The sequence below is a fragment of the Vibrio sp. Of7-15 genome (assembly GCF_022347565.1).
Classification (GTDB): Bacteria; Pseudomonadota; Gammaproteobacteria; order Enterobacterales; family Vibrionaceae; genus NORP241.
In genome coordinates this window covers 66,280-88,044 of record NZ_JAKRGH010000011.1, presented here as the reverse complement: position 1 = coordinate 88,044, position 21,765 = coordinate 66,280, and the positions used below count along the sequence as shown (strand labels likewise).

11 protein-coding genes (1 of these 11 only partly in view) are annotated in these 21,765 nt (G+C 43.3%); 10 read left to right on the top strand and 1 reads right to left on the bottom strand.

All coding sequences use genetic code 11. The features are described from left to right. Positions 1-339: 339 nt before the first annotated feature. Positions 340-2,550, top strand: a complete 2,211-nt coding sequence (locus MHO82_RS13340; protein WP_239184446.1) for a M9 family metallopeptidase — start codon at positions 340-342, stop codon at positions 2,548-2,550. A 70-nt stretch (positions 2,551-2,620) separates the two neighbouring features. On the opposite strand, the gene MHO82_RS13335 is transcribed toward MHO82_RS13340, so the two are convergent. Then, entirely contained in the window at positions 2,621-4,807 is a 2,187-nt protein-coding gene (locus MHO82_RS13335; RefSeq protein ID WP_239184445.1) for an EAL domain-containing protein, read from the bottom strand. Positions 4,808-5,103: 296 nt separating this feature from the next. Here MHO82_RS13335 and MHO82_RS13330 point away from each other — a divergent pair, with 296 nt between their 5' ends. From MHO82_RS13330 to MHO82_RS13290, 9 genes are all read left to right on the top strand, one after another. Beyond that, positions 5,104-5,505, top strand: a complete 402-nt coding sequence (locus MHO82_RS13330) for a hypothetical protein (RefSeq protein ID WP_239184444.1) — start codon at positions 5,104-5,106, stop codon at positions 5,503-5,505. A gap of 80 nt (positions 5,506-5,585) precedes the next feature. Further along, entirely contained in the window at positions 5,586-6,176 is a 591-nt protein-coding gene (locus MHO82_RS13325; protein ID WP_239184443.1) for an alpha-ketoglutarate-dependent dioxygenase AlkB, read from the top strand. 207 nt (positions 6,177-6,383) lie between these two features. Next, a complete protein-coding gene (locus tag MHO82_RS13320; protein WP_343299969.1) occupies positions 6,384-7,493 on the top strand; it encodes an ABC transporter substrate-binding protein in 1,110 nt (369 codons plus the stop codon). Then, positions 7,493-8,560, top strand: a complete 1,068-nt coding sequence (locus tag MHO82_RS13315) for an iron ABC transporter permease (RefSeq protein WP_343299968.1) — start codon at positions 7,493-7,495, stop codon at positions 8,558-8,560. The genes MHO82_RS13320 and MHO82_RS13315 overlap by 1 nt, the downstream gene beginning before the upstream one ends. Further along, on the top strand, positions 8,557-9,330 hold the full coding sequence (locus MHO82_RS13310) for an ABC transporter ATP-binding protein (protein ID WP_239184440.1): 774 nt from the start codon (positions 8,557-8,559) through the stop codon (positions 9,328-9,330). The genes MHO82_RS13315 and MHO82_RS13310 overlap by 4 nt, the downstream gene beginning before the upstream one ends. Before the next feature lie 38 nt (positions 9,331-9,368). After that, positions 9,369-10,148 (top strand): nicotianamine synthase family protein, encoded by a 780-nt coding sequence (locus tag MHO82_RS13305; RefSeq protein ID WP_239184439.1) that lies wholly within the window; start codon positions 9,369-9,371, stop codon positions 10,146-10,148. A gap of 1 nt (position 10,149) precedes the next feature. Continuing rightward, on the top strand, positions 10,150-11,622 hold the full coding sequence (locus MHO82_RS13300; RefSeq protein ID WP_239184438.1) for an opine metallophore biosynthesis dehydrogenase: 1,473 nt from the start codon (positions 10,150-10,152) through the stop codon (positions 11,620-11,622). Beyond that, positions 11,622-12,494: a DMT family transporter gene (locus MHO82_RS13295; protein ID WP_239184437.1), complete on the top strand. Its 873-nt coding sequence runs from the start codon at positions 11,622-11,624 to the stop codon at positions 12,492-12,494. Before MHO82_RS13300 ends, MHO82_RS13295 begins: the two co-directional genes overlap by 1 nt. 777 nt (positions 12,495-13,271) lie before the next feature. Then, positions 13,272-21,765 carry the beginning of a non-ribosomal peptide synthase/polyketide synthase gene (locus tag MHO82_RS13290; RefSeq protein WP_239184436.1) on the top strand. 20,048 nt of this gene lie beyond the right edge of the window, so 8,494 of the gene's 28,542 nt are visible here — the first part of the coding sequence; its start codon is at positions 13,272-13,274; its stop codon lies off the right edge, out of view.

Below are 21,765 nucleotides of genomic sequence, written 5' to 3'. Positions count from 1 at the left end.
GAATCATCATAACGTAAAGTATTACTTTTTAGAGTCAGGCTGTGTACGCTTTTGTAAGGGGCACACTTACAAAGAGTGATGTGTCTTTTTATTTCATGAGTTTGTATCTCTTATGCATATAAATTGTTTAGAACCTTTTATGTTTAGGTATTTGACCTATGAATATTATGGAACAGATATCAAGAAACGCTTTATTTATTATTTAATTGTTGTTTTATAAGTTATTTATCTTACCGATATTCATTACTATTCACGATGGCGTGTATGGCTTCTTATTGAACATGCCCGCTCATATACAACTCACTGATATAAAAATTTAATAACAAATAAAGGAATAGAATGTCTATTTCAAAGAAAAAACTCACTTTGTTGGTTTCTCTTTTGCTCTCTACAAATTCGGCTTTTGCTGACAGCCATGTCACAGAACTATCTGAACGAGGACAAAAGGCGGCTTCTGAATTTGCTCCAATTAGCATTTCCTCGCCAATATTGGCTGATCATATGGATGAACCTGTTACGGCATTCAGAATGATGGAAAGTCATGTGGAAGGCTGTGGTTCATATTCGAACTTTTCTGGCCTATCTTCTGAGGCATTATTTAATTATATTCAAGGCACATCGGCTGAGTGCGTGAATGAGTTAATGCGTAGTAATGATGATATCGCGGTAAACACTTATCAAGCGGAGAATGTCATTGATGTTGCCCAACGTGCTCAGAAGATAGCGCAATCGTACGATTCGTCATCAGGCGATGAGTTGTATCGTTTGTTCCATTATTTACGTGGTGCGTTTTATGTGGAATCCACCAATGATAAGCTGACATATCAAGACCAAGCCCCTCACCAAGCGATGCTGTCTTTATTGGAAACTTATCGATTAAACCCGAATTTCTCAAAAGTCGCCGATGCTCAAGGTGATACGTTAAGGGAATATTTTACCGCTTGGGACAGCAGTAAAAACTTTGTACAGAGTATTGATGTGGTCACTCGTTATTTAAATGAGTTTGGCCCAGAGCATTTACAAAGTTATTCACATCGAAATGCCCTTACTAGTGCGTTAACGTTATTGTATCGTGCCAGCTGGGATGCCACTTACACAAAAGCCGCCGAAGAGCACACAGAATTACGTAAAGCGCTATTAAAGGTGGCCAATTCGGATTATATTCATCAGTCTGAATATGGTTATCAAGCGACAGATGCATTAAAAGAATACGCACGCTTTTTGGAATACCACCAGTATTGGAACTTGTCCGACGCCCTTGCACAAGAAGTGACGGGCGGTATTGTTGATTTTATGTCTGGTTTTGAACCTTACTCCAGCGCATGGATAGCCGCAGCAAAACAATTGGATGTTTACGATCCAAATCAATGCGAAAAATACAATATTTGTGGTTGGAAAAGTCAGCTTGAAGAGCAAGTTTTAAGCGTTCATTATTCTTGTAGCGATACGGTTAAAATTCGCGCTCAAAGTATGACCACACCCGAGCTACAACAATCGTGTGATTTATTAGCCAAAGAAGAAACGTTATTTCACGCTGTGCTAAAAACAAACCATCAGCCAGTGAGCGATGATTTTAATACGCATTTAGAAATTAATATTTTTGATTCGGCACAAGAGTATCAAAATTACGCGGGAACCTTGTTTAACATCAGTACCGATAATGGCGGTATGTACCTTGAAGGTGATCCGTCTCAAATGGATAACCAAGCTCGTTTCATTGCTTATGAGGCGACCTGGCTTGATGATGTTTTAGTCTGGAACCTAAAACACGAATATATTCACTACTTAGATGGTCACTTTAATATGTATGGTGGATTTAATTATTTCCGTACTGACGGTGATAAATCAGTGTGGTGGTCAGAAGGACTAGCAGAATACCTATCGCATCAAAATCGTTATGATGAGGCGGTTGAAATTGGTCGTAAAGCAAATTACTCCTTTAGTGAAATCTTGACCAATACTTACAGCAGTGGTGATGAGCGTGTGTATCGTTGGGGATACCTTGCGGTACGTTTCCTATTTGAAGTTTCTCCTGAATCGGTTGACCAGTTGATGCAATACGCACGCGTGGGGGACGTTACTGGTTGGTTGAATTACTTAGATACTTCGATTGGAACGTCTTTAGATCAAAGATGGTACGACTGGTTGCAAACGGTGCAAAGTGACGATACGCCGCTTACGACTCAGAAGCCAACTAACACCGTGGTTCCAGACAGCTGTAAAGTGCATGGACCTTACGAGTATGGCCAAATTAATTATGGTGAAACAGCGTGCATCAGCAGTGGAAAAGCACATTATTTCTTTTATGTTCAAGATGGCATAACACGCATCGACATCAACAGTGATCACGGTGAAGGTAATGTTAATATGTTCTATCACCCATCAAATTGGGCAGACAGTAATACTTACACGTTAAAGTCAGTGAATGAGGGTAATCGGGAATCCATTACCATCAATAACCCTCAGCTTGGTTGGCAATACATTACGGTGGAAAGTGATCCAGAAAGTCACGGGGCGAGCTTGAAGTTAGACGTGACCTTCGATAAGTAATCACATCAATAAGATGAGAATCAGCCCATCATGAATGTTCATGTTGGGCTGATTTTGTATGAGGACGAGCTCAAAGAGAGGTTGTGCCGCTTGCCAGTTTATTCTGATAAGAAACAGCAAAGGCGATAAATTCCTCAAGTGGCATTGGTTTGGCAAAGTAGAACCCTTGAACTTCTTCGCAACCTGACTTTTTTAACATGTCTAATTGGTGTTTGTTTTCGACACCTTCCGCTAATACTTTCAGCGACAAATCTCTGCCTAGATTGCAGATCATACTCAGTATGGCTTGATCGGTTGGGTTATTGAGTAAGTCTTTGACAAACTCACGATCGATTTTTAAGCGGTCGATGGGTAACGACTTTAAGTAGCTGAGGGATGAATACCCAGTGCCAAAGTCATCCAACGCAATTTCCACTCCAAGTTGTTTTAATTGTTCCAGAATAGAAATGACTTTTGAAAGATCACCAAGCATCGCACTTTCAGTCACCTCCAATTCGACCAAATTTGGTGAAATGTTTGTTTTGGTCAGCATGTTGTTGGTTAATTGCAAAATATCTTGATTAGCAAACTGCACGCTGGAAACATTAACCGCAACTCTTACGCCTTTTAGTGCGCTGTATTGTTGCCAACCTTGACAGTCTAGGCAGGCGTTTTCAAAAATCTTAGTTCCCATTGGGAGAATAAGGTGAGATTGCTCGGCTAAAGGGATAAATTCCCCTGGTGAGATTAAGCTACCATCCTGTTTCTTCCAACGCATCAGGGCTTCAGCACCAATAATACGGCCTGTTTCAGCGCAGAATTGTGGCTGATAGAAAGGCACAAATTCATTATTGTCGATGGCTTGGGTGATTTGTTTAACTAAGTCGACCCGTTGCCGTGCCATTTGCGATAATTCAGGAATATGTCGGACCGCTTGGTTTTTGCCTTTTGCTTTGGCAGCGTGTAAAGCGATGTTTGCTTGGATCAACATATCGTCACCGTGTTGGGCATCATGAGAGCTGCAGCTAACACCAATATTGAGCATTAATTTTACTGTGCGCTCTTGCCATACAATTTCGGTTGAAATGGCATCCATCACAGTGTTTATAAAAGGATCAATGCCCTGGCAGCCACTGTGCGCGCGCCGTGGTAAGGCAACTGCGTATTTATCTTCGCCAAGACGGGCTAGTAAACCATCGGCAGGTACGAGAGCCGATAAACGTTTGGCTACTGAGATCAAAATGGCGTCACCAGCATCATAGCCTAAGGTGTTGTTTACATCTCGGAAACGGTCAATATCAATAAGCAAAACGCTCACATCCCCATTCTGGGCTTTTTCTGCCACGAGTAATTGATCTAACGAGGTGATAAACCCAGTTCTATTGGCTAAATTGGTGAGGGGATCGAAGTACGCTAAATGTTCGACTTCTTTGATTAGACAGCGTCGTTGTTGCTCTTTTTTATGCAGCCCATTAAAAGCGTGTTGAAGCTCTGCGATTTCTTGGTAATCCCCTGAAACTTCTTTAATGTCAGTATCTTTACCTTGTGCGAGTAGGCTCAAGGAGTCAGTAATTTTTCCTAAAGGTGTTGATACCTTACGAGCGACTCGGTAGTTGATGAACATAATGATGATCAAACCAAGCAAGGTTATGATCGTTAAGCTTTTGCTGACCATTGCTCCTCGCTCAAGCCATCCATCAACAACGGTATTGACCTCCAATAGCCCTCGTACGTCGTTGAGCTCCCAATCATTACGCAGAGAATAGGGATGATTGTTATGGCAGTCGACACAAGCTTGGGCGCTGAGCCTGTCTGCCTGAGCCACACGGACAATGGTGCTGTTGTTTTTTCTGATCAACTCGACGTAAAAATCATCGGCTTTGTCACTAAGGGCTGACCAAGCGCGTTTTTGGAAATCATCTTGGATACGATCCATGCGATTCTTAAAAGGGTAAGGGCTGCTTAATGACGTGGTAATGTGGGTGTCATTTTCCACCATCTCCATTAAAAAAGTGGCAGGTACAGGCACACCAAACTCATCGTCCTTATGCATAGGGGTAATATGAAAATTACCATTTTCCACGACTTTATTAATGACATGGGTTGAAAAATAATTTCGGACATTACGAAACGTAGAGACCAAATTTTGGGCATTATCAATAGCAATTTCTTTGGCAAAACGCTCTAACACAAACGGTGATGCAAGAGAGAAAAACAATGTGCAGAGCAGGGCAATTATGATTGCAGGGGAAACAATCGTCCAAGATAATGATTTCAAAACAGTTACACCTAAGGTATGCGAAAGTGAGCATTTTATGTGACGTGCATCTCAAAGGAGTGCGATTTTATGAAATGCATTATTGATTATTCTCTCAGTTAATACAATACGGTCCAGTAAGTCATCAGACCAATGTATTTATTTTGCTGGGATTGAGTATTTAGGGACATTTTGGCGGTTTACTCTGAAGGTAGGTAGCATTTTCATCTCTTGCTCTTTGTGCGCCTTCACTCAATATGGCACGCTGTGACTTAGGAAAAGGTAGCTATTCTCCGTTAGTGGCATAAGGAAACAGTATGGTTTCAGTAAAAGCATATTATCAGCACCGAGTTGATGGACCTGAGCTGGTTAATCATGAAAAAGAAGTAAAATTGCACAGAGAATTATGTGACATTATAGACAATTACCCTTGGGTTAGAGAGTCAGAGTTATTTGAAGAGTTAGGTGAGGGAGGTGGCTTTTTCTTTATTCTGGGCGATGAAGACAGTAAGTACGCCACTTATCAATTTACACCTATGGGGTATGATGAAGGATTGCTTGATCTGGATATCGTGGTTAAGCCTGGATTTCTCAATATTTTTAATCGTAAAGCGGTTTCTAAAAGTTTCGATGTGGTTTCAATTCCGGAAGCAAAGCGGCACTTAAAAGAGTTTTTTGATCACTCTGTTGATTCTTTATACAAAAAATATAAACGATAGGTACTGTTCTAATCTGGGTTGATACAGCTTACGCTCGTGTCAGTTGTGGTTTTGGTTGTAGTGCGTTAAGGGCAAATTATATGGATCTTGAAGTCAAGAAATGGCATAGCTTGCAGGGAGGGAAGCTCTACTGGGACCCTCAGTTTATTGCACTTGAAGAGTCATATGGACTTTTTGAAAGCCTCCGTGAACAAATACAATGGCAAAGGGATAATATCACGCTGTTTGGTAAAACGATGCCCATTCCTCGATTACAGTCATGGTATGGGGATAAGCGTTACCGTTATTCAAATTTGACCATGGAACCGAGACCTTGGCTTGCTCTTCTTTCGGATCTGAAAGTACGATGTGAGCAAGTAGCAATGACAAATTTCAATTCAGTGCTTGCTAATTTATATCGAGATGGTAATGACTCTAATGGCTGGCACAGCGACAATGAACCAGAGCTTGGGGAGCAGCCCATCATTGCATCATTGAGTTTTGGGGAAACGCGTAAGTTTCATATTAAACATAAAGAAACCAAACAGAAAATCACGTTTGATCTGGTATCTGGTAGTTTACTCATTATGGCAGGGGACATGCAGCGCGATTGGCAACATTGCGTACCTAAAACAAAGATGCCGAAGTCAGAAAGGATCAACCTTACTTATCGTTATATTAAACCGGATTAAATCGCCTTTCTCAGTCAACACACCTTATACCCTCGCTTCCTACATCTTAGGTAACATTTAATTCTATCAGTTACATTTTATTTTCTGATGTTAATCCCACTTTCTTATCGTCGTCATTAATTTTCATGATATTCATTCTCATTTGGTCTACTTTGGTAATGTTATAACGTTACAGTTGGTTTTTGATTAAATAAAAAGAGATAAATGATGAAGGGAATTAAGCAGTTATTCTTATCTGCCGTAATGACGTGCGGATTTTTTGTTGCATCAGCTCACGCTGAGATCACATTTCAAGATGTGATCGATAGGGAAGTGACATTAGAAAAACCAGCAGAACGCATTTTTCTTGGTTTCTATTTTGAAGATTTTCTCGCGATTGCAGGGCCTGAAGCATACAGTAAAGTCGCTATTTTCCCGCGTGCGTCTTGGAAAGACTATCGCCAGTCTCAGTGGGCAACTTATACCAAAGTTATTCCAGAATTAGAAAGTATTGCAGATTCGGGCTCAATTTACACGGGAACGTTCGATTTTGAGAAGTTGCTAACCGTGAAGCCCGATGTGGCGTTGCTTGCTGCTTGGCAATATAAATCTCTGGGTGACAAAGTGGCGTTGCTTGAGCGAGTTGGCATTAAAGTGGTGGTGGTTGATTTTAATGCACAAACAGTGGAAAAGCATGTCGCCAGTACTCGTGTGATCGGTAAGGTGATGGGGGTAGAACAGCGAGCCGAAAAAATTGCAACCGAATATGAAACCACAGTGGCTGATGTTCAGCAGCGGGTGGCTAACTATTTGGATGAACATCCAGCAAAGCGTGTGTATGTTGAAATTGGCACAGGCGGGGCCGATGAATATGGGAAAAGCTATAGCACCTCCATGTGGGGTAAACTGTTAGCGTTGGCAGGAGCCAATAATATTGCAACAGGTAAATTCAAAGGCTCAGCGCACCTAACTCCTGAATATGTATTAAGCCAAGATCCGGAAGTAATTTTTGTGTCTGGTGCTCATTGGTCAAAATATAACGACAGTGCACTATTAGGTTTTGGTACGACGGAAGCTCAGGCTCAAGCGCGATATGCCCCTTATTTGAAACGTCAAGGTTGGGACAAGCTCAGCGCCATAAAAAACAATGACTTTTATGGCATGTACCACTCAGGTACACGAACCATTTATGATCACGTATTTTTACAATACTTGGCTAAATCCATTTACCCAGAAGCGTTTAAAGATGTGGATCCAAAGAAGAATCATCAAGCCTTTTTTGAGCAATTTATGCCTTTAAAGCTTGATGGTACGTTTATGATCCAAGTTGAAGGGTGATGAAAAGCGTCATGAATACGTTGGCTTCAGAAAAAGTTCAGTCAAGCCGTATTTATACAGAATTAAACCGAGCACGTTTTCGTTTAATACTGTTGGCTTCCATTGTTTTAAGTTTGATTGTGATTGCCGATCTAGGCATAGGCTCTTCTTGGATGAGCATCAGTGACGTGCTTTATGCGTTATGGAATGGTCCGAGTGGAGATTCGCTTCATTCCACAATTATTTGGCAGTTACGGTTGCCATTAACGTTAACTTGTTTGGTGGTAGGGGCTTCTTTGGGGCTAGCCGGTGGGCTCATGCAAACGCTATTGGCTAACCCGTTGGCAAGCCCTTACACCTTGGGCGTTTCGGCTGCTGCCGGGTTTGGTGCTGCTGTTGCTATTTTATCGGGTCTTACTTTTTTTGGGCATGCTTGGCTGGGTGTGCCTGTGTCCGCTTTTTTGGCCTCCGCGTTATCCAGCTTTGCCATTTTCTTTATAGGTAAAGGGCGAAATATGGACGCCAAGGTACTGATCTTGGCTGGTATTGTGGTGCTGTTCTTCTTTCAAGCATTACAATCTCTTGTTCAGTACATGGCTTCTCCTGAAGTTCTGCAACAAATTGTGTTCTGGTTATTCGGGAGCTTACTTAAGGCCAGTTGGATCTCGGTAGGAGTGGCTGGTGCAATTCTAGTGTTCTCTATTATGTGTGTAGTACCACAAGTGTGGTCGCTGACGGCGTTGTCTGCTGGTGATGATAGGGCGCAAAGTTTAGGGATTCGAACCGATAAACTTCGGCTTCGTATGTTTCTGTTGTGCTCTTTGCTAACCGCGGGCGCGGTGTCTTTTGTTGGAACGATTGGCTTTGTGGGGTTAGTGGCTCCGCATCTGTCCCGCATGTTAGTGGGAGAAGATCAGCGGTTCTACTTACCCATGGCGACCATGATGGGGGCTTTGGTTCTCGGGCTGGCTTCTTTAGTTTCTAAATTAGTGGTGCCGGGCACCATTATTCCAATTGGGATTGTGACCTCATTGGTTGGGGTGCCGTTTCTTCTTTATTTGTTGGTGAGTAAGAGGTTCGCGTCATGAATCGTCTTGGTGTAGAAAACTTGTCTGTTTCACTTGGGGGAAAGCGGATTTTATCGGATCTGTCTGCTGAGTTTGTCGGTGGGCAGTTTTCGGCAATCTTAGGACCTAATGGCACGGGGAAAACCACTTTACTGAAGTCCATTATGGGCGTTACTTCTTATCAAGGAGAGGTGAACCTTCATACCGGAATGGATTCTGGCCCAATAAATCAAGTGTCTTATTTGTGCCAGCTTAATAAATCGCCCAGTCAGTTAACGGTGATTGAAATGGTGTTGTTAGGGCTTGTGAATCAGCTAACGTGGCGGGTGACTGAGCAACAGCAATCGCGTGCCGAAGAAATGCTCAAGTCACTTGGTTTATGGTCTATCGCGACACGGCGATTTAACGCCTTGAGTGGCGGGCAGCAACAAATGGTTGCGATGGCACAGGCACTGATTTCAACTCCTAAAGTTCTGTTACTTGATGAACCAACCAGTGCCTTAGATCTGCGCCATCAGGTTCAAGTGTTGGATCTCGCAAAGCAGTACACCCGCGAGAGTGGAGCAATCACAATTGCGGTGTTACATGACTTGTCTTTGGCTGCGCGTTACGCCGATCAATTATTGTTATTGAACCACGGCAATGTAGTGGCATCGGGTGAGCCCAAATCCGTGTTGACCTCTGAGTTATTAGAACAAGTTTATCAGGTTGAGGTGGATGTGGGGCTATGTAGCCAAGGTCATTGGCACGTTACCCCTACACGGCCAACACGCCATGATGTCGTTTGGTAAATGTTTTTAAGATCATAAATGGATAAGACGCAGAGATCATGTCTACTGATAAATATCAATTGTTGGCGGAGATCACCGCCTTTGAAGCGCAGCTTTCATCGTTATCTCGATACAGTTTAGAGAGTTGTGAATGTTATACCCTTGTTCAAGAGCGATTGGACAAGTTATGCGATTTTATTCGTGAGCCAACGCATCATGCAGTTTGGCAAAAATACGTATTGTGCAGTGAAGTGGACAGACAATTAAAAAAGTTAAGAGAAACAGCAAGTCAGTCACTGTGTTTGTTAGAAAGGCACCAATCGGAGTGTGCGAAATCCCATTCGTTAGACATCACTCAGTATTTAGAACGATTAAGTGTCAGTGCCTCAGAGGAGTTAGCTAAATCAAAGATCGATCATGATTCTAAAGTGTTGTTTATTGGTTCAGGATCATACCCATTATCCGCGTTTACCATTGCTCAGTTAACGAATGCGAATGTATTGGGGGTTGATATTGATGAAAGAGCTGTGCAATTGGCATCCGAGCTAAAACAGGAATCCCAACAAATCATGTTTACGCATGAACCACTAAAAGAAGTATTACATCGTTACACGCCAACTCATGTGATCATTGCTTCTTTGGTTGAACACAAGTGGGAGGTATTAGCAGAGCTTCGTCCATTAATATCGGACAGTACTCGTATTTTGGTGCGGTTTGGCAATGGGATAAAGTCCGCTTTTAATTACCCTTTTAATCCAAATCTGTCCCTTGGTTGGTCTAGTACGTTGATTGACAATCAGCACGCCATTTATGACGTGGTTATGATGGAGAAATGTTGATATGAGCAGTCTTTATGCAAACAATGTGTACGCAAGCGATATAAATAATTCACCTCTAGGTGCCGGGCGCAGTGAGCAAAACCCCACTATTGAACGCCGTCAACAGCAAGCCAGAGAAAGCTTAGGTAATACACTGCTCATTGGTGCAGGTCCTGCGGCCATTCAAATGGCAGTATTGCTCGCTGGTGGATGGGTGAAACAACTGGGTATTGCCAGCCGAAGTTCTGACCATTGGTCTGATTTTCAAGCGCAGTACAAGGCTGCGGGTCAAGTCAGTGTGGTGCCTGCAAAGTTGACGTTAACCTCATTGGCGGGTGTGGCTTGTTTTGAGTGTTGCTATGGACAACTGGACAAGATAGAAAATCAGTGGGATACCATGGTGCTGTGTGTGCCAGCCGATGGTTATCAGAAAGTGCTAAAGCAAATCCCACTTCAGAAGCTGGATAGAATTCAGCGCGTCATACTGCTGTCGTCTTCGTTTGGGGCTCATTTGGTGGTGAATCATCAATTCCAATGTGTAGGGCAACACGTCGAAGTAGTTAGTTTGTCGACATATTTTGCGGCAACAAAAGGGGATCGCACAGAAAATAATGAGGGTAAGTGTTCAAATAGCCGAGTAAATGTGATCACTAAAGCTCGTAAAAAGCGGATCTATCTTGCCTCTTACCCGAGCCCTGAACCGTCAACCATATCAAACACACAAGCCGCTTTAGTTCATATGTGGGGCTCTGTTGGTATTGATGTCGTGATCTTATCAGATTGTTTTAGTGTAGAAGCCAGAAGCATTACCGCTTATGTCCATCCTCCTTTGTTTGTTAATGAGTTTTCTCTTAATCAACTATTGGATCAAAGTGGGCCGCCAAAATACATGTATAAGCTGTTTCCTGAAGGGCCGATCACCCCGGTTGTGATGAAAGAAATGGTGCAGCTGTGGAAAGACATATCTAGTATTGTCAGGCGCGTACATGCTGAGCCTATTAACTTATTAAAGTTCTTAAATGATGATAATTATCCAGTTTTAGAAAAAAGTATTCGGCGTTTTGATATCGACAACTTTGATAAATATACTGCGGATAAACAGGAATATTTATTGTATGTGCGTTATGCCTCTATTTTGGTTGATCCGTTTTCAGAGCCGAATAAAGAAGGACGCTACTTTGATTTTTCCGCCGTGCCTTTCCCAAAAGCTGTGGACGAAAATAATGTACTTATTGTACCTAGGGTGCCATTAGAAGACATGAAGGCCATGTATGTGTTTTACGATTTGGCGAAAGCCTTTCAACTACCTGTGGTTGCCGTCTCTCGATTTGTGGAGCGATTTGAACAATGGTTTGAAACGCATCTTCAGCATGAATCAATAACACAAAACCATCAGCTTATTGAACAATTAAAGCAGTCTTCACAGCAAGTTGCCGAGATCATCCTACATTCACTCGACTTGGATAGTGACTCAGAAAAAAGTAAGGAAGCATAATGAACAAAGGTGTTTTGCTGGCCATTGCGTCAGCCCTCGTTTTTAGTGCCATGAACGCGTTGATTAAAGCCGCAAGTTTGACCATTCCAAGCGCAGAGATAGTGTTCTTTCGCAGTATTATTGGCACGGTATTAGTGCTTCTATTAATGTGTCAAGCTCGGGTGGCTTTTTCAACCCAAGGCGTTCCTCTATTGGTATTAAGGGGGGTATTTGGCGCACTGTATTTGTTGGCGTTTGTGTATACAATTGCGCATATTCCACTGGCTGATGCGGCTATCTTAGCGTATCTTTCTCCCTTTTTTGTGATTGTGTTATCCAGTCTTGTACTGGGAGAGCGTTTACCTGCACGCGCGAAATTTTTATTGCCTTTGGTCTTGATTGGCGTTGGTATGGTGATCGATCCATTTGGATTCAGTGCATTTAATATCTACGCCCTAGCGGGTGTTGCGAGCGCTATTTTTGCTGCTGGGGCATCAATCACGATCCGTCATTTAAGTAAAAGTCATCATACTTATGAAATCATCTTTTATTTTTTAGCCACAGCAACGGTTATTTCGGCGGTGTTAATGAAAGATGAATTTGTTATGCCACAGGGTATTACTTGGTTGTATTTGATCGCGATCGGTGTGGTTTCTCTACTTGGTCAGATCTTTTTAACCAAAGCGTTTACTCACGAAAATGCAGCGGTTGTGGCCGTTACTCGTTATATAGGTTTAGCGTTTAACATTTTATGGGGCGTCATCTTTTGGGATGAAGTTCCAGATTGGTTAACGGCATTAGGGGGCACACTGATTGTTGTCGCCTGTATTTGGCTTTCTTGGCCTGCGAAGGCAGTTAAAGAGCCAGAAAAGAAGAAAGCGTATGCTGGGTAGCCTATTGGCTACTGTGCTTTAGCCCATTGTAATCAATCAGTAATGTATAGCTCCTAAATATATTTAGGGGCTACACAAGCTTTGCTTTGGGCACTCTGTGGCTGATGAAAATTTTTTAACTCTACTTTCCAAGTATTTCATCTTCATTGAGACACATAGCAAGCCTGTGAGCTCACGACGAAAAAGAATTTTTACTCCTACCATTTATAACGTTTCATAAAATAGCCGCTATATTGCGTACCATGATGCTGAGAGTGACTGGTCCAAACGGCACCCTAAGAAAAGCCTCTACGCGCTAATCATCCATTTCATCTGCCAGCTTGGCAGTGCCTGACTACTCCTGCATTTTACCAGACGAAGCATTCTAGCGATCAAAATATCACCGATTTAACGGAGCATCTAGCGGCGGTAAACTGGCTGAAATGATGTTGTTTTTGTGCCTCTTGATGGGACTAAAGGCAGTTTTATTGCTGTAAGTGTTCTCCATACTTTTGTTATTCAGATTAGTTTTATTAACTCTTATGTTAATAGAAGCCTTCACATTTATGTGCTACCTGTTATTGAGAATGAGTTTCAATCAAATCCTTTTCATTAGTAAGTGTTTAATTTAACTATAAATTCACAGTTATTTTATATTTACATATTAATATGCATTGAATATTATATTGCGCGCTTTGATTCATAAGAATTATTGATAGATTTATTCCGACAACAACAATAACCGGTTAATGACCTGCTGTGACACGGAATGTTAATAAAAGTTTTAGGAGAGAGATTTTGAAAAAGGAAAGTATGCGTCAAGGTGAAGAACATTCATTGTTATTTAGACAACAGGATTTGTTGTTGAATGAGCTGAGTGAGGGGAGTTGCGGCTATGATAATAGAACAGTCGCGATCAAGCTCAGCGGCAACGTTGACGTTAACGCTTTAGAAAAGGCATTCCAACAAATTGTTGTTAGACATCCAAGTCTTCGTATGACCTGCGTTGATCCAAGTGAAGAAAAAAATAGGGTGGTACAGAAATTACCAGCACAGTGGTCAATGGTACAAACGGATATTTCTGATCTGGGCCAAGATAAACAGGCGACGTACATCGAAGAGGCTCAGAGCACAGAAGCCAATACACCATTTAAAGTAGAATCTGATTTTCTGCTGCGTACTTCACTTATTCGTTTGAGTAGCGATCAGGCAGCCTTACTCATCACGGTGCACCCATTGGCATGCGATGAATCGTCCATGGTGGTGTTACTTCAAGAGTTGAGCTATTTTTATTCGGCAATAGTACAAGGGCAGATCCCAAAGTTAGAACCACTTAGTGAGCACTACGCTGGATACGCAGAGTACTTACAGCAAAGTAAGTTGGATAAGAAAACAGAGGACTCGCTAAACTACTGGAAACAGCAGCTTTCAGGGCTACCAAAGGTTCACAACCTACCTCTAGACCTGCCGCGTCCAGTGAATCACGGATACCAAGAAAAAATGCAGTATATTGGGCTAGAGAGTGAAAGCGCTTTTGCCTTTAAACAGCTATGCCAGGAACAAAAAGTGAGTTTGTTCTGTGGGTTACATGCTGCTCTGTCCGTGTTTATTAGTCGATACAGTAATGATACCGATATTGTTATCGGAACGTCTGTTGATACTCGAAGTCAGCCATCACATCACACTTTTATTAATCACCTTTCTAACGTATTGGCACTTCGTTTAGATTTAGAAGGATTTCCGAGTTTTAGTACTTTGCTTGAACAAAGTCAGTCTGTTTACCGTCAAGCAGAACAACATAAACACGTTGCTTTTGAGCAAGTTGTGGATTCGCTTCAAATAACAGACACGATACCACTTCAGCCTCTTTTTCAAATAAAATTATCCACTAGACCTACAACCAAAACGTGTTCCTTGTTCGGCCTTGATACCGAAGTCATGGTGAGGAATGCGGCTCAGGCTCAGTGCGATATTGAGCTTATTTTTGATGAGCAGGAAAGTGGCCTTGGTTTGTATTGGCACTACAATGCGGCGTTATTTACGGCCGATACAATGTCTCGTATGGCGTCGCAATTTACCTACTTATTAAAAAGCATTATCTCGTCACCTGAGCAAAGCATAGCGAGCTTATCGCTTATGAGCCGTGACGATCAGACGCAAATTTTAACAAAATGGAATCAAACAGCGGCGGATTATCCGCAGGATAAATGTATCCATCATTTGTTTGAAGAGCAGGTTGTCATTACTCCTGATGAGGTTGCGATTCAGTTTGAACAGAAAAGTCTGACTTACACACAGTTAAATGAACGAGCCAATCAATTAGCTCATCATTTGGTGGCCCTTGGTATTGGACCAGAAAAACGTGTTGGGATTTGTCTTAAGCGTTCTATCGAAATGATGGTATCGATCATCGCCGTTAATAAAGCGGGGGGAGCCTATGTTCCATTAGATCCGAGCTACCCAAGTGAACGCTTGTCTTACATGCTCACTGACAGTGGGGCAGATATCTTGATCACAGATTGTGAGCTGGAATCTCAAATTGGGCTCAAGGCAGAACATCATGTGCTTGTTGATGACAGTGAACTTTGGCAATCGTTAAGCCAAAAGTCGGACTACGTTTACAATCCAAAAGTTGAAGGGCTTAACTCTCAAAATTTGGTGTATATCATTTATACCTCAGGGTCTACGGGTAAGCCAAAAGGAGTGATGAATCAGCATTCGGGCTTAGTCAATCGTATCCATTGGGGTAAAAAAGCTTTTGGCTTTCAAACAGAAGACAATGTGCTGCAAAAGACGCCTTTTGGGTTTGATGTTTCCGTTTGGGAATACTATGGGCCGTTAACCAGCGGAGCCACATTGGTAATGGCAAGACCAGATGGGCACAAAGACGTTGATTATCTATTGGATGTGATTAACCAAGCGAAAATCAGTGTGATCCATTTTGTTCCACCAATGTTAGCAAGTTTCATCGCGGATGGGCGATTTCAGCATCAAACAGACAGTTTACGTTTGGTGGTGTGTAGTGGTGAAGCTCTTTCTGTCGATGTGCAGAATCGTTTTCTTGCCGGGCATGGTGCAAAATTATTGAATTTATACGGTCCGACAGAAGCGTCCATTGAGGTGAGCTATCATCACTGTACGCCTAATTTTACTGGGCGCTCTGTGCCGATTGGTAAACCAATAGATAATATTAAATTGCATATTCTAGACAGCGAGCTCAATCCCGTTCCCATTGGTGTTGTCGGAGAGTTGTTTATTACGGGTGTTGGGGTCGCTCGTGGGTATTACAATCGAGAGGACCTGACCCAAAAAAGCTTTCTTGATAACCCTCACCAACTGGATGCATCAGACTCTCGCATCTATCGTACGGGAGACTTAGCGCGCTGGCTGCCTGAAGGGGAGATTGAGTATCTTGGCCGTATTGATCATCAGGTAAAAATACGCGGATTTCGAATTGAACTTGGGGAAATCGAAACGGCATTGGGTCAGCTAGATACAGTGAGTCAAGCTGTTGTTATTGCACATGAAACCCCTTTAGGTGACAAGCAGCTGGTGGCTTACCTTGTACCTTCAGATGAGGTCTTGGACTCTAAAGCTTGGTTTAACCGTTTAAGTACGGATCTAGCAACGAATTTACCAGAGCACATGATCCCAACGGCTTGGGTAATGCTCGATTGTTTGCCGTTAACACCCAACGGAAAAGTGGACAGAAAAGCGTTGCCAGAGCCTGCATTGCCTCGTCAAGAAAGCTATGAGGCTCCTCAAACTGCCACAGAAATGGCGTTGGCAGACATTTGGCAAACGGTATTGAAATCTGAAGAAGCCATTGGTCGTCAAGCCAACTTTTTCTCACTAGGTGGTCACTCTTTATTGGCCATGCGATTATTAACTCAGCTTAAAGCGCATTTTGATGTTCAATTGAGTATCCACGAGGTATTTAAAGCTCATGTTTTACATGAGTTGGCGGCTGTTATTGATCTAGGCAATCAAAGCTCGGCTGTATCGCCAATTGTGTCACATGGAGATGAAAAACCAGCTCAACTGTCATTTTCTCAGCAACAAATGTGGGTGTTAGATCAGCTTCAAGGATCCAGCCACTATAATATTCCGCTGGTGATTAAATTAGAGGGAGTGCTAAATAAAGCAGCACTCTCTGAGGCGCTCACTTCCATTGTTAATCGTCACCAAGTGCTTCGTACTGTTTATGGTGAACAAGAAAGCGCTCACGTTCAGCAGATTGTGTTGCCAGAAATTGAGCAATTTCCTTTAACTGAATCTCCAGTGTTAACACTCACTTCGGCTCAACGAGCGCAGGCAATTGCCCAAACTCAAGAGGAAGTCATTAGTGGTGAGTTTGATTTAACACGCGATTTAATGCTGCGTGCCCACCTGATAGAAGTCAGCGCCAGTGAACATCAACTTATTATTGTGTTTCACCACATCGCCGCAGATGGTTGGTCGTTGAGTGTCTTTGAGAAAGAATTAAGCCAGCTTTACCTCTCCAGACTCGGAGTGCAACAAAACGACTTACCTCAATTACCCATTCAGTATGCGGATTATGCTCAGTGGCAGAGAACCGAGTCAGATGCACCGCTTCTTGAGCAGCAGCTTCAGTACTGGAAAGGCAAATTGCAAGGGATCCCAGAGCTGCATAGTATGCCACTTGATAAGGTGAGGCCAACGACATCAAGCTTTCGTGGTGGACGCTATCGCAATGTCTTAAAGAGCAGCCAACTTGGTGAATTTAAGCGCTTGTGCCAACGTCGTGGTGCGACACTATTTATGGGCTTACAAGCGGTATTATCTACGTTGGTGAGTCGTCATAGCCAAGAAAAAGACGTCGTGATAGGCACCGTAACGGCCAACCGTGATCACGCAGATTTGGCCGATTTGATTGGCTTTTTTGTCAATACATTAGTCTGCCGAACCGACCTTTCTGGTGATCCCTCTTTTAATGATTTATTGGATCAATGCAAAGAAAGTGCATTAGAAGCGTTTGATAACCAGCAATTGCCGTTTGAACGTTTGGTGGATGAAATGCAGCCCGATCGTTCGTTGAGCTATCACCCATTGTTCCAAATTATGCTGGTATTACAAAACAATGAACAAACGGAATATGACTTACATGATGTAGTGGCAACACCAGTTCAGACCGACACTGTACATGCGAAGTTTGATCTCACCTTGAATGCCATAGAGCAAGATGATGAGTTAGTACTCGACTGGGAATACAGCGAGGATTTATTCTTACCAGATACCATTTCACGCTTAGCGGAACGCTTACTCGTTTTGGTGCAATCGGTTGTGGCAGCGCCTGAGCGAAAGGTTCTGACGTGTGAAATGCTGACTGGCCATGAAAAAAATCAGCTTGTATCTGAGTGGGCACATGGCCCAGAAAGCAGCATAGACGCAGATTGTGTTCACCACTTGTTTGAACAACAGGCACAACGTCAACCCGATGCCATTGCATTGTCATATCTAGGAGAGCACTCCCAAGAGACACTCACGTACGCTGAATTAAACACAAAAGCCAATCAACTTGCTTCTTTACTTCTTGAACATGGTGTACAAGAAGGCGAGTTAGTTGGTGTATGTATAGAGCGCTCTGCGTCTTTGTTTGTATCAGTATTAGGGATCTTAAAAGCAGGCTGTGCTTATTTGCCACTGGATCCAAGTTACCCACAGGATCGCCTTAAGCATATGATCACCGATAGCCAATCACGGGTTATCTTATTGCATCATGCCTTACGTGATCGTTTGCCAGAAACAGATGCGCAGTGTATTGCTTTAGATACTCCAGAGGTGAAAACGCAACTGCTTTCACTCAATAATGAGAAAGTACAAAAAGGGTCTTCCTTAACACCACAAAGCTTGGCTTATACCATTTATACATCGGGGTCGACGGGAAAACCCAAAGGCGTGTTACTGCAACATCAAGGTTTGGTGAACCTCGCTTATGGTCAGAAAACGCTATTAAATGTGTCACCAGAAAGCCGAGTGCTGCAATTTGCTTCGATCAGTTTTGATGCCGCAACATGGGAATGGGTAATGACCTTGTGTTCAGGCGCGCAACTGTTCATTTATGATGAAGACTGCATTAAATCGGGCACGGCATTGTCGGCGGCGGTGAATAAAGCCCAAATTACTCACGCGACATTACCACCAGCATTATTGCCTGCACTGGATTTGAAAGAGTGGGCCAGTGTGAAAACATTGGTTGTAGCAGGTGATTCGTGTCCATCGGATCTGGTTGCTCGGTGGGGACAAGATCGCGACTTCATCAACGCCTATGGACCGACTGAAAGTACTGTGTGTGCAACATTAGGCCGAATGGAGCCAAATGAGGAACAAATTCATATTGGTCAACCAATTCCGGGTGTTGAGACATATGTTTTAGATGAAAATCAGTCACCTGTACCCGTTGGGGTTCTTGGGGAGCTTTATATTGGTGGCGAAGGGTTGGCGCAAGGCTATTTACATCGAGCTGATCTGACTAATGAAAAATTTGTTCCACACTTTTTAGATAACAACAAGAAGTTGTACCGCAGTGGTGACTGGGTTCGCTGGTTACCTGACGGCAATTTAGAATTTGTGGCTCGTATTGATCATCAAGTGAAAATTCGTGGCTTCCGAATTGAATTAGGTGAAATTGAAAGTGCGCTGCTTGGCCAGTCAGCGGTGAGTGAAGTACACGTCACGGTTCGTGAAGATCACCCTGGAGATAAACGTTTGGTGGCGTATGTCGTTATGTCTCCGAGCCATGAGTTGAATGAAAGTGAGCTACGTTTAGCGCTGACTCAGCAGCTGCCACATTACATGGTGCCAAGTGCAATAGTCGCTATGGTGACGTTGCCTCTCACTACGAATGGAAAAATAGATCGCAAATCGTTACCAGTGCCTGATTACCAATCACAAAGTGAGTATGTCGCGCCGCAAACGGATCATGAACGTATATTGTGCGCCATTTGGCAGGATGTTTTGGGGATCGTTAAAGTTGGTATTCATGAGAACTTTTTTGCCATTGGCGGGGATTCGATTTTAGCCATACAGGTCGCATCCCGCACCTTACGTGCAGGCTATTCATTGACGACACGACAGTTATTTGAACATCAGACGATTCATGAGCTGGCAAAGCATATTGCTGCTATTGAAACCGTGTCGGAAGGGGATTTTACCGTTAAAGGAAAGCAACCTTTACTGCCTATTCAGCGCTGGTTTTTTGAAAGTGATGTCACTGATCAGCATCATTTTAATCAGGCGATGCAGTTTTCATTGCCAAAAGAGCTTAGCACAAAACATCTTGTTCAAGCGCTGGTAGCCATTTATGAGCGTCATGATGTCTTTAGGCTGACTTTTGTCTCTAAGGGTGAAGAATTACAAGCTTGTTATGGTGCGATCTCACAAGAGCAAATTGAAAAAAATCTTGTCCGTGTGTCCACACAAGCGGATTACGATACTGAAGTTTGCGCTGCGCAAAGTGGGTTTGATTTAACTCAAGCTCCGTTGTCTAAACTGGTGCTGCTGGAAGGTGAGCAGACATTGTCTGCGACTTGGGTGATCCATCACTTAATCGTCGATGGGGTGTCGTGGCGTATTTTGTTGGATGATCTGCAACTTGCTCTGAACCAATTACGAGACAGTGGCTCGGTTGATCTCGGAGCAAAAAGTAGCAGTTACCAAGCGTGGGGTCAGTGGCTTGAGGCCTATGCAGCGTCTGAAGATGTAGAGAAAGAACGTGCTTATTGGCATGACATCGTACAGGCCGAGGTGGAAGCAATAACGCCTGAGTTGGTGACGAGTGAGCAAGATGCCGATGAAAGTTGGCGTCAAAGTGAAACGGTCTCGTTAGCGTTAACAGTAGAGTCCAGTCTGGCTTTATTGCACCAGGCTAACCAGTGCTATAACACTCAGATAAATGATTTGCTCCTTACTGCTCTATTGCTGACGATCACAGAGTGGCAACATAGCCAAGCCATTCGCTTAGAGCTGGAAGGCCACGGGCGAGAGGTGCTGGACGATACGTTGAACTTGAACGACACGGTTGGTTGGTTTACGACGACCTACCCAGTTATTTTAACCAATGAATTCGATGATCTTGGCGCCCAGATCAAAGCGGTAAAAGAGCAGCTTCGTTCGGTTCCTAACAAAGGCCTTGGATTCGGTGTGCTAAAACACCTGTGTCAAGATGAAGGTTTAAACGCTGCGCCAACCTTGGATATTCTTTTTAACTATTTGGGCCAATTTGAGCACAGTGAAGAGAAGCAACATGGTGATGAAATTGTACTCAATGGCCGTTTTGAAGAGGCCGAGGCTTGCATTAGTTCCGAGCGAAAACGTACCCATCGTCTGAGTGTTGAAAGCATTGTTCAGCACGATCAGCTTCACTTGAGTATGGAGTTCAATCAGCAGCAGTACCAAAGTAGCACGATGGAAGCGCTGCTGAATCGCTATCATGATCATCTGAACAGCATTATTGAACACTGTGTCGCTGCGCCTCGCCAAAGTACGCCAAGTGACTATCCATTAGCCTTGATCAGCCAGGGTAAGCTGGATCAACTGCAAGCAGAGCATGATATTGCCGAGCTATATCCCGCTACCTCTATGCAAGCTGGTATGTTATTTCATTCTCAGTTGGCACCAGAAACGGGCCTCTACATTACCCAAATGGTGTTGGAGTTAGGCCAAGTCTCGCCTCAGGTTCTAAAGCAGGCGTGGCAAGTGTTGGTGGATAGACACGATGCGTTACGCACCGCGTTTGTTCACACTGGGCTCGATAAACCTTTGCAGCTTGTAGAAGTTAAAGCCGAGGTCCCATGGCGTGAAGAGCAGTGGTTGGAGTTAGAACATCAGGCGTTTGAAGATCGCTGGAGTGAGTTACTGGCGGCTGAAAAGCAAGTGCCATTCGACTTGAAACAGGCTCCGTTAATGAAGCTTGTGTTGGTACAGCAGTCTGCAGAGAGTTATCGATTGGTGTGGACTCACCATCACGCGCTGATTGATGGCTGGTGTCTTCCTTTATTGCTGAAAGACTTAAGTACGATTTATCAAAGTATCGCTTGTTCAAACACACTGGATTTACCGAGTACACCTGCTTATAAGCAATACATTAAATGGTTGTCTGAGCAAGATGAGTCGAAAGCAAGAACCTATTGGCAGGAGTACTTGTTAGGGTTCACCACGCCAACGTCAGTTTCCCAAGCAATACCAACGCTTATTGAGCAGGAAGAGGCATTGAATGGACAAGGGGAGCATCATGTTCAGCTGAATGAGTCGCTCTCTTCGCAGCTTCGTT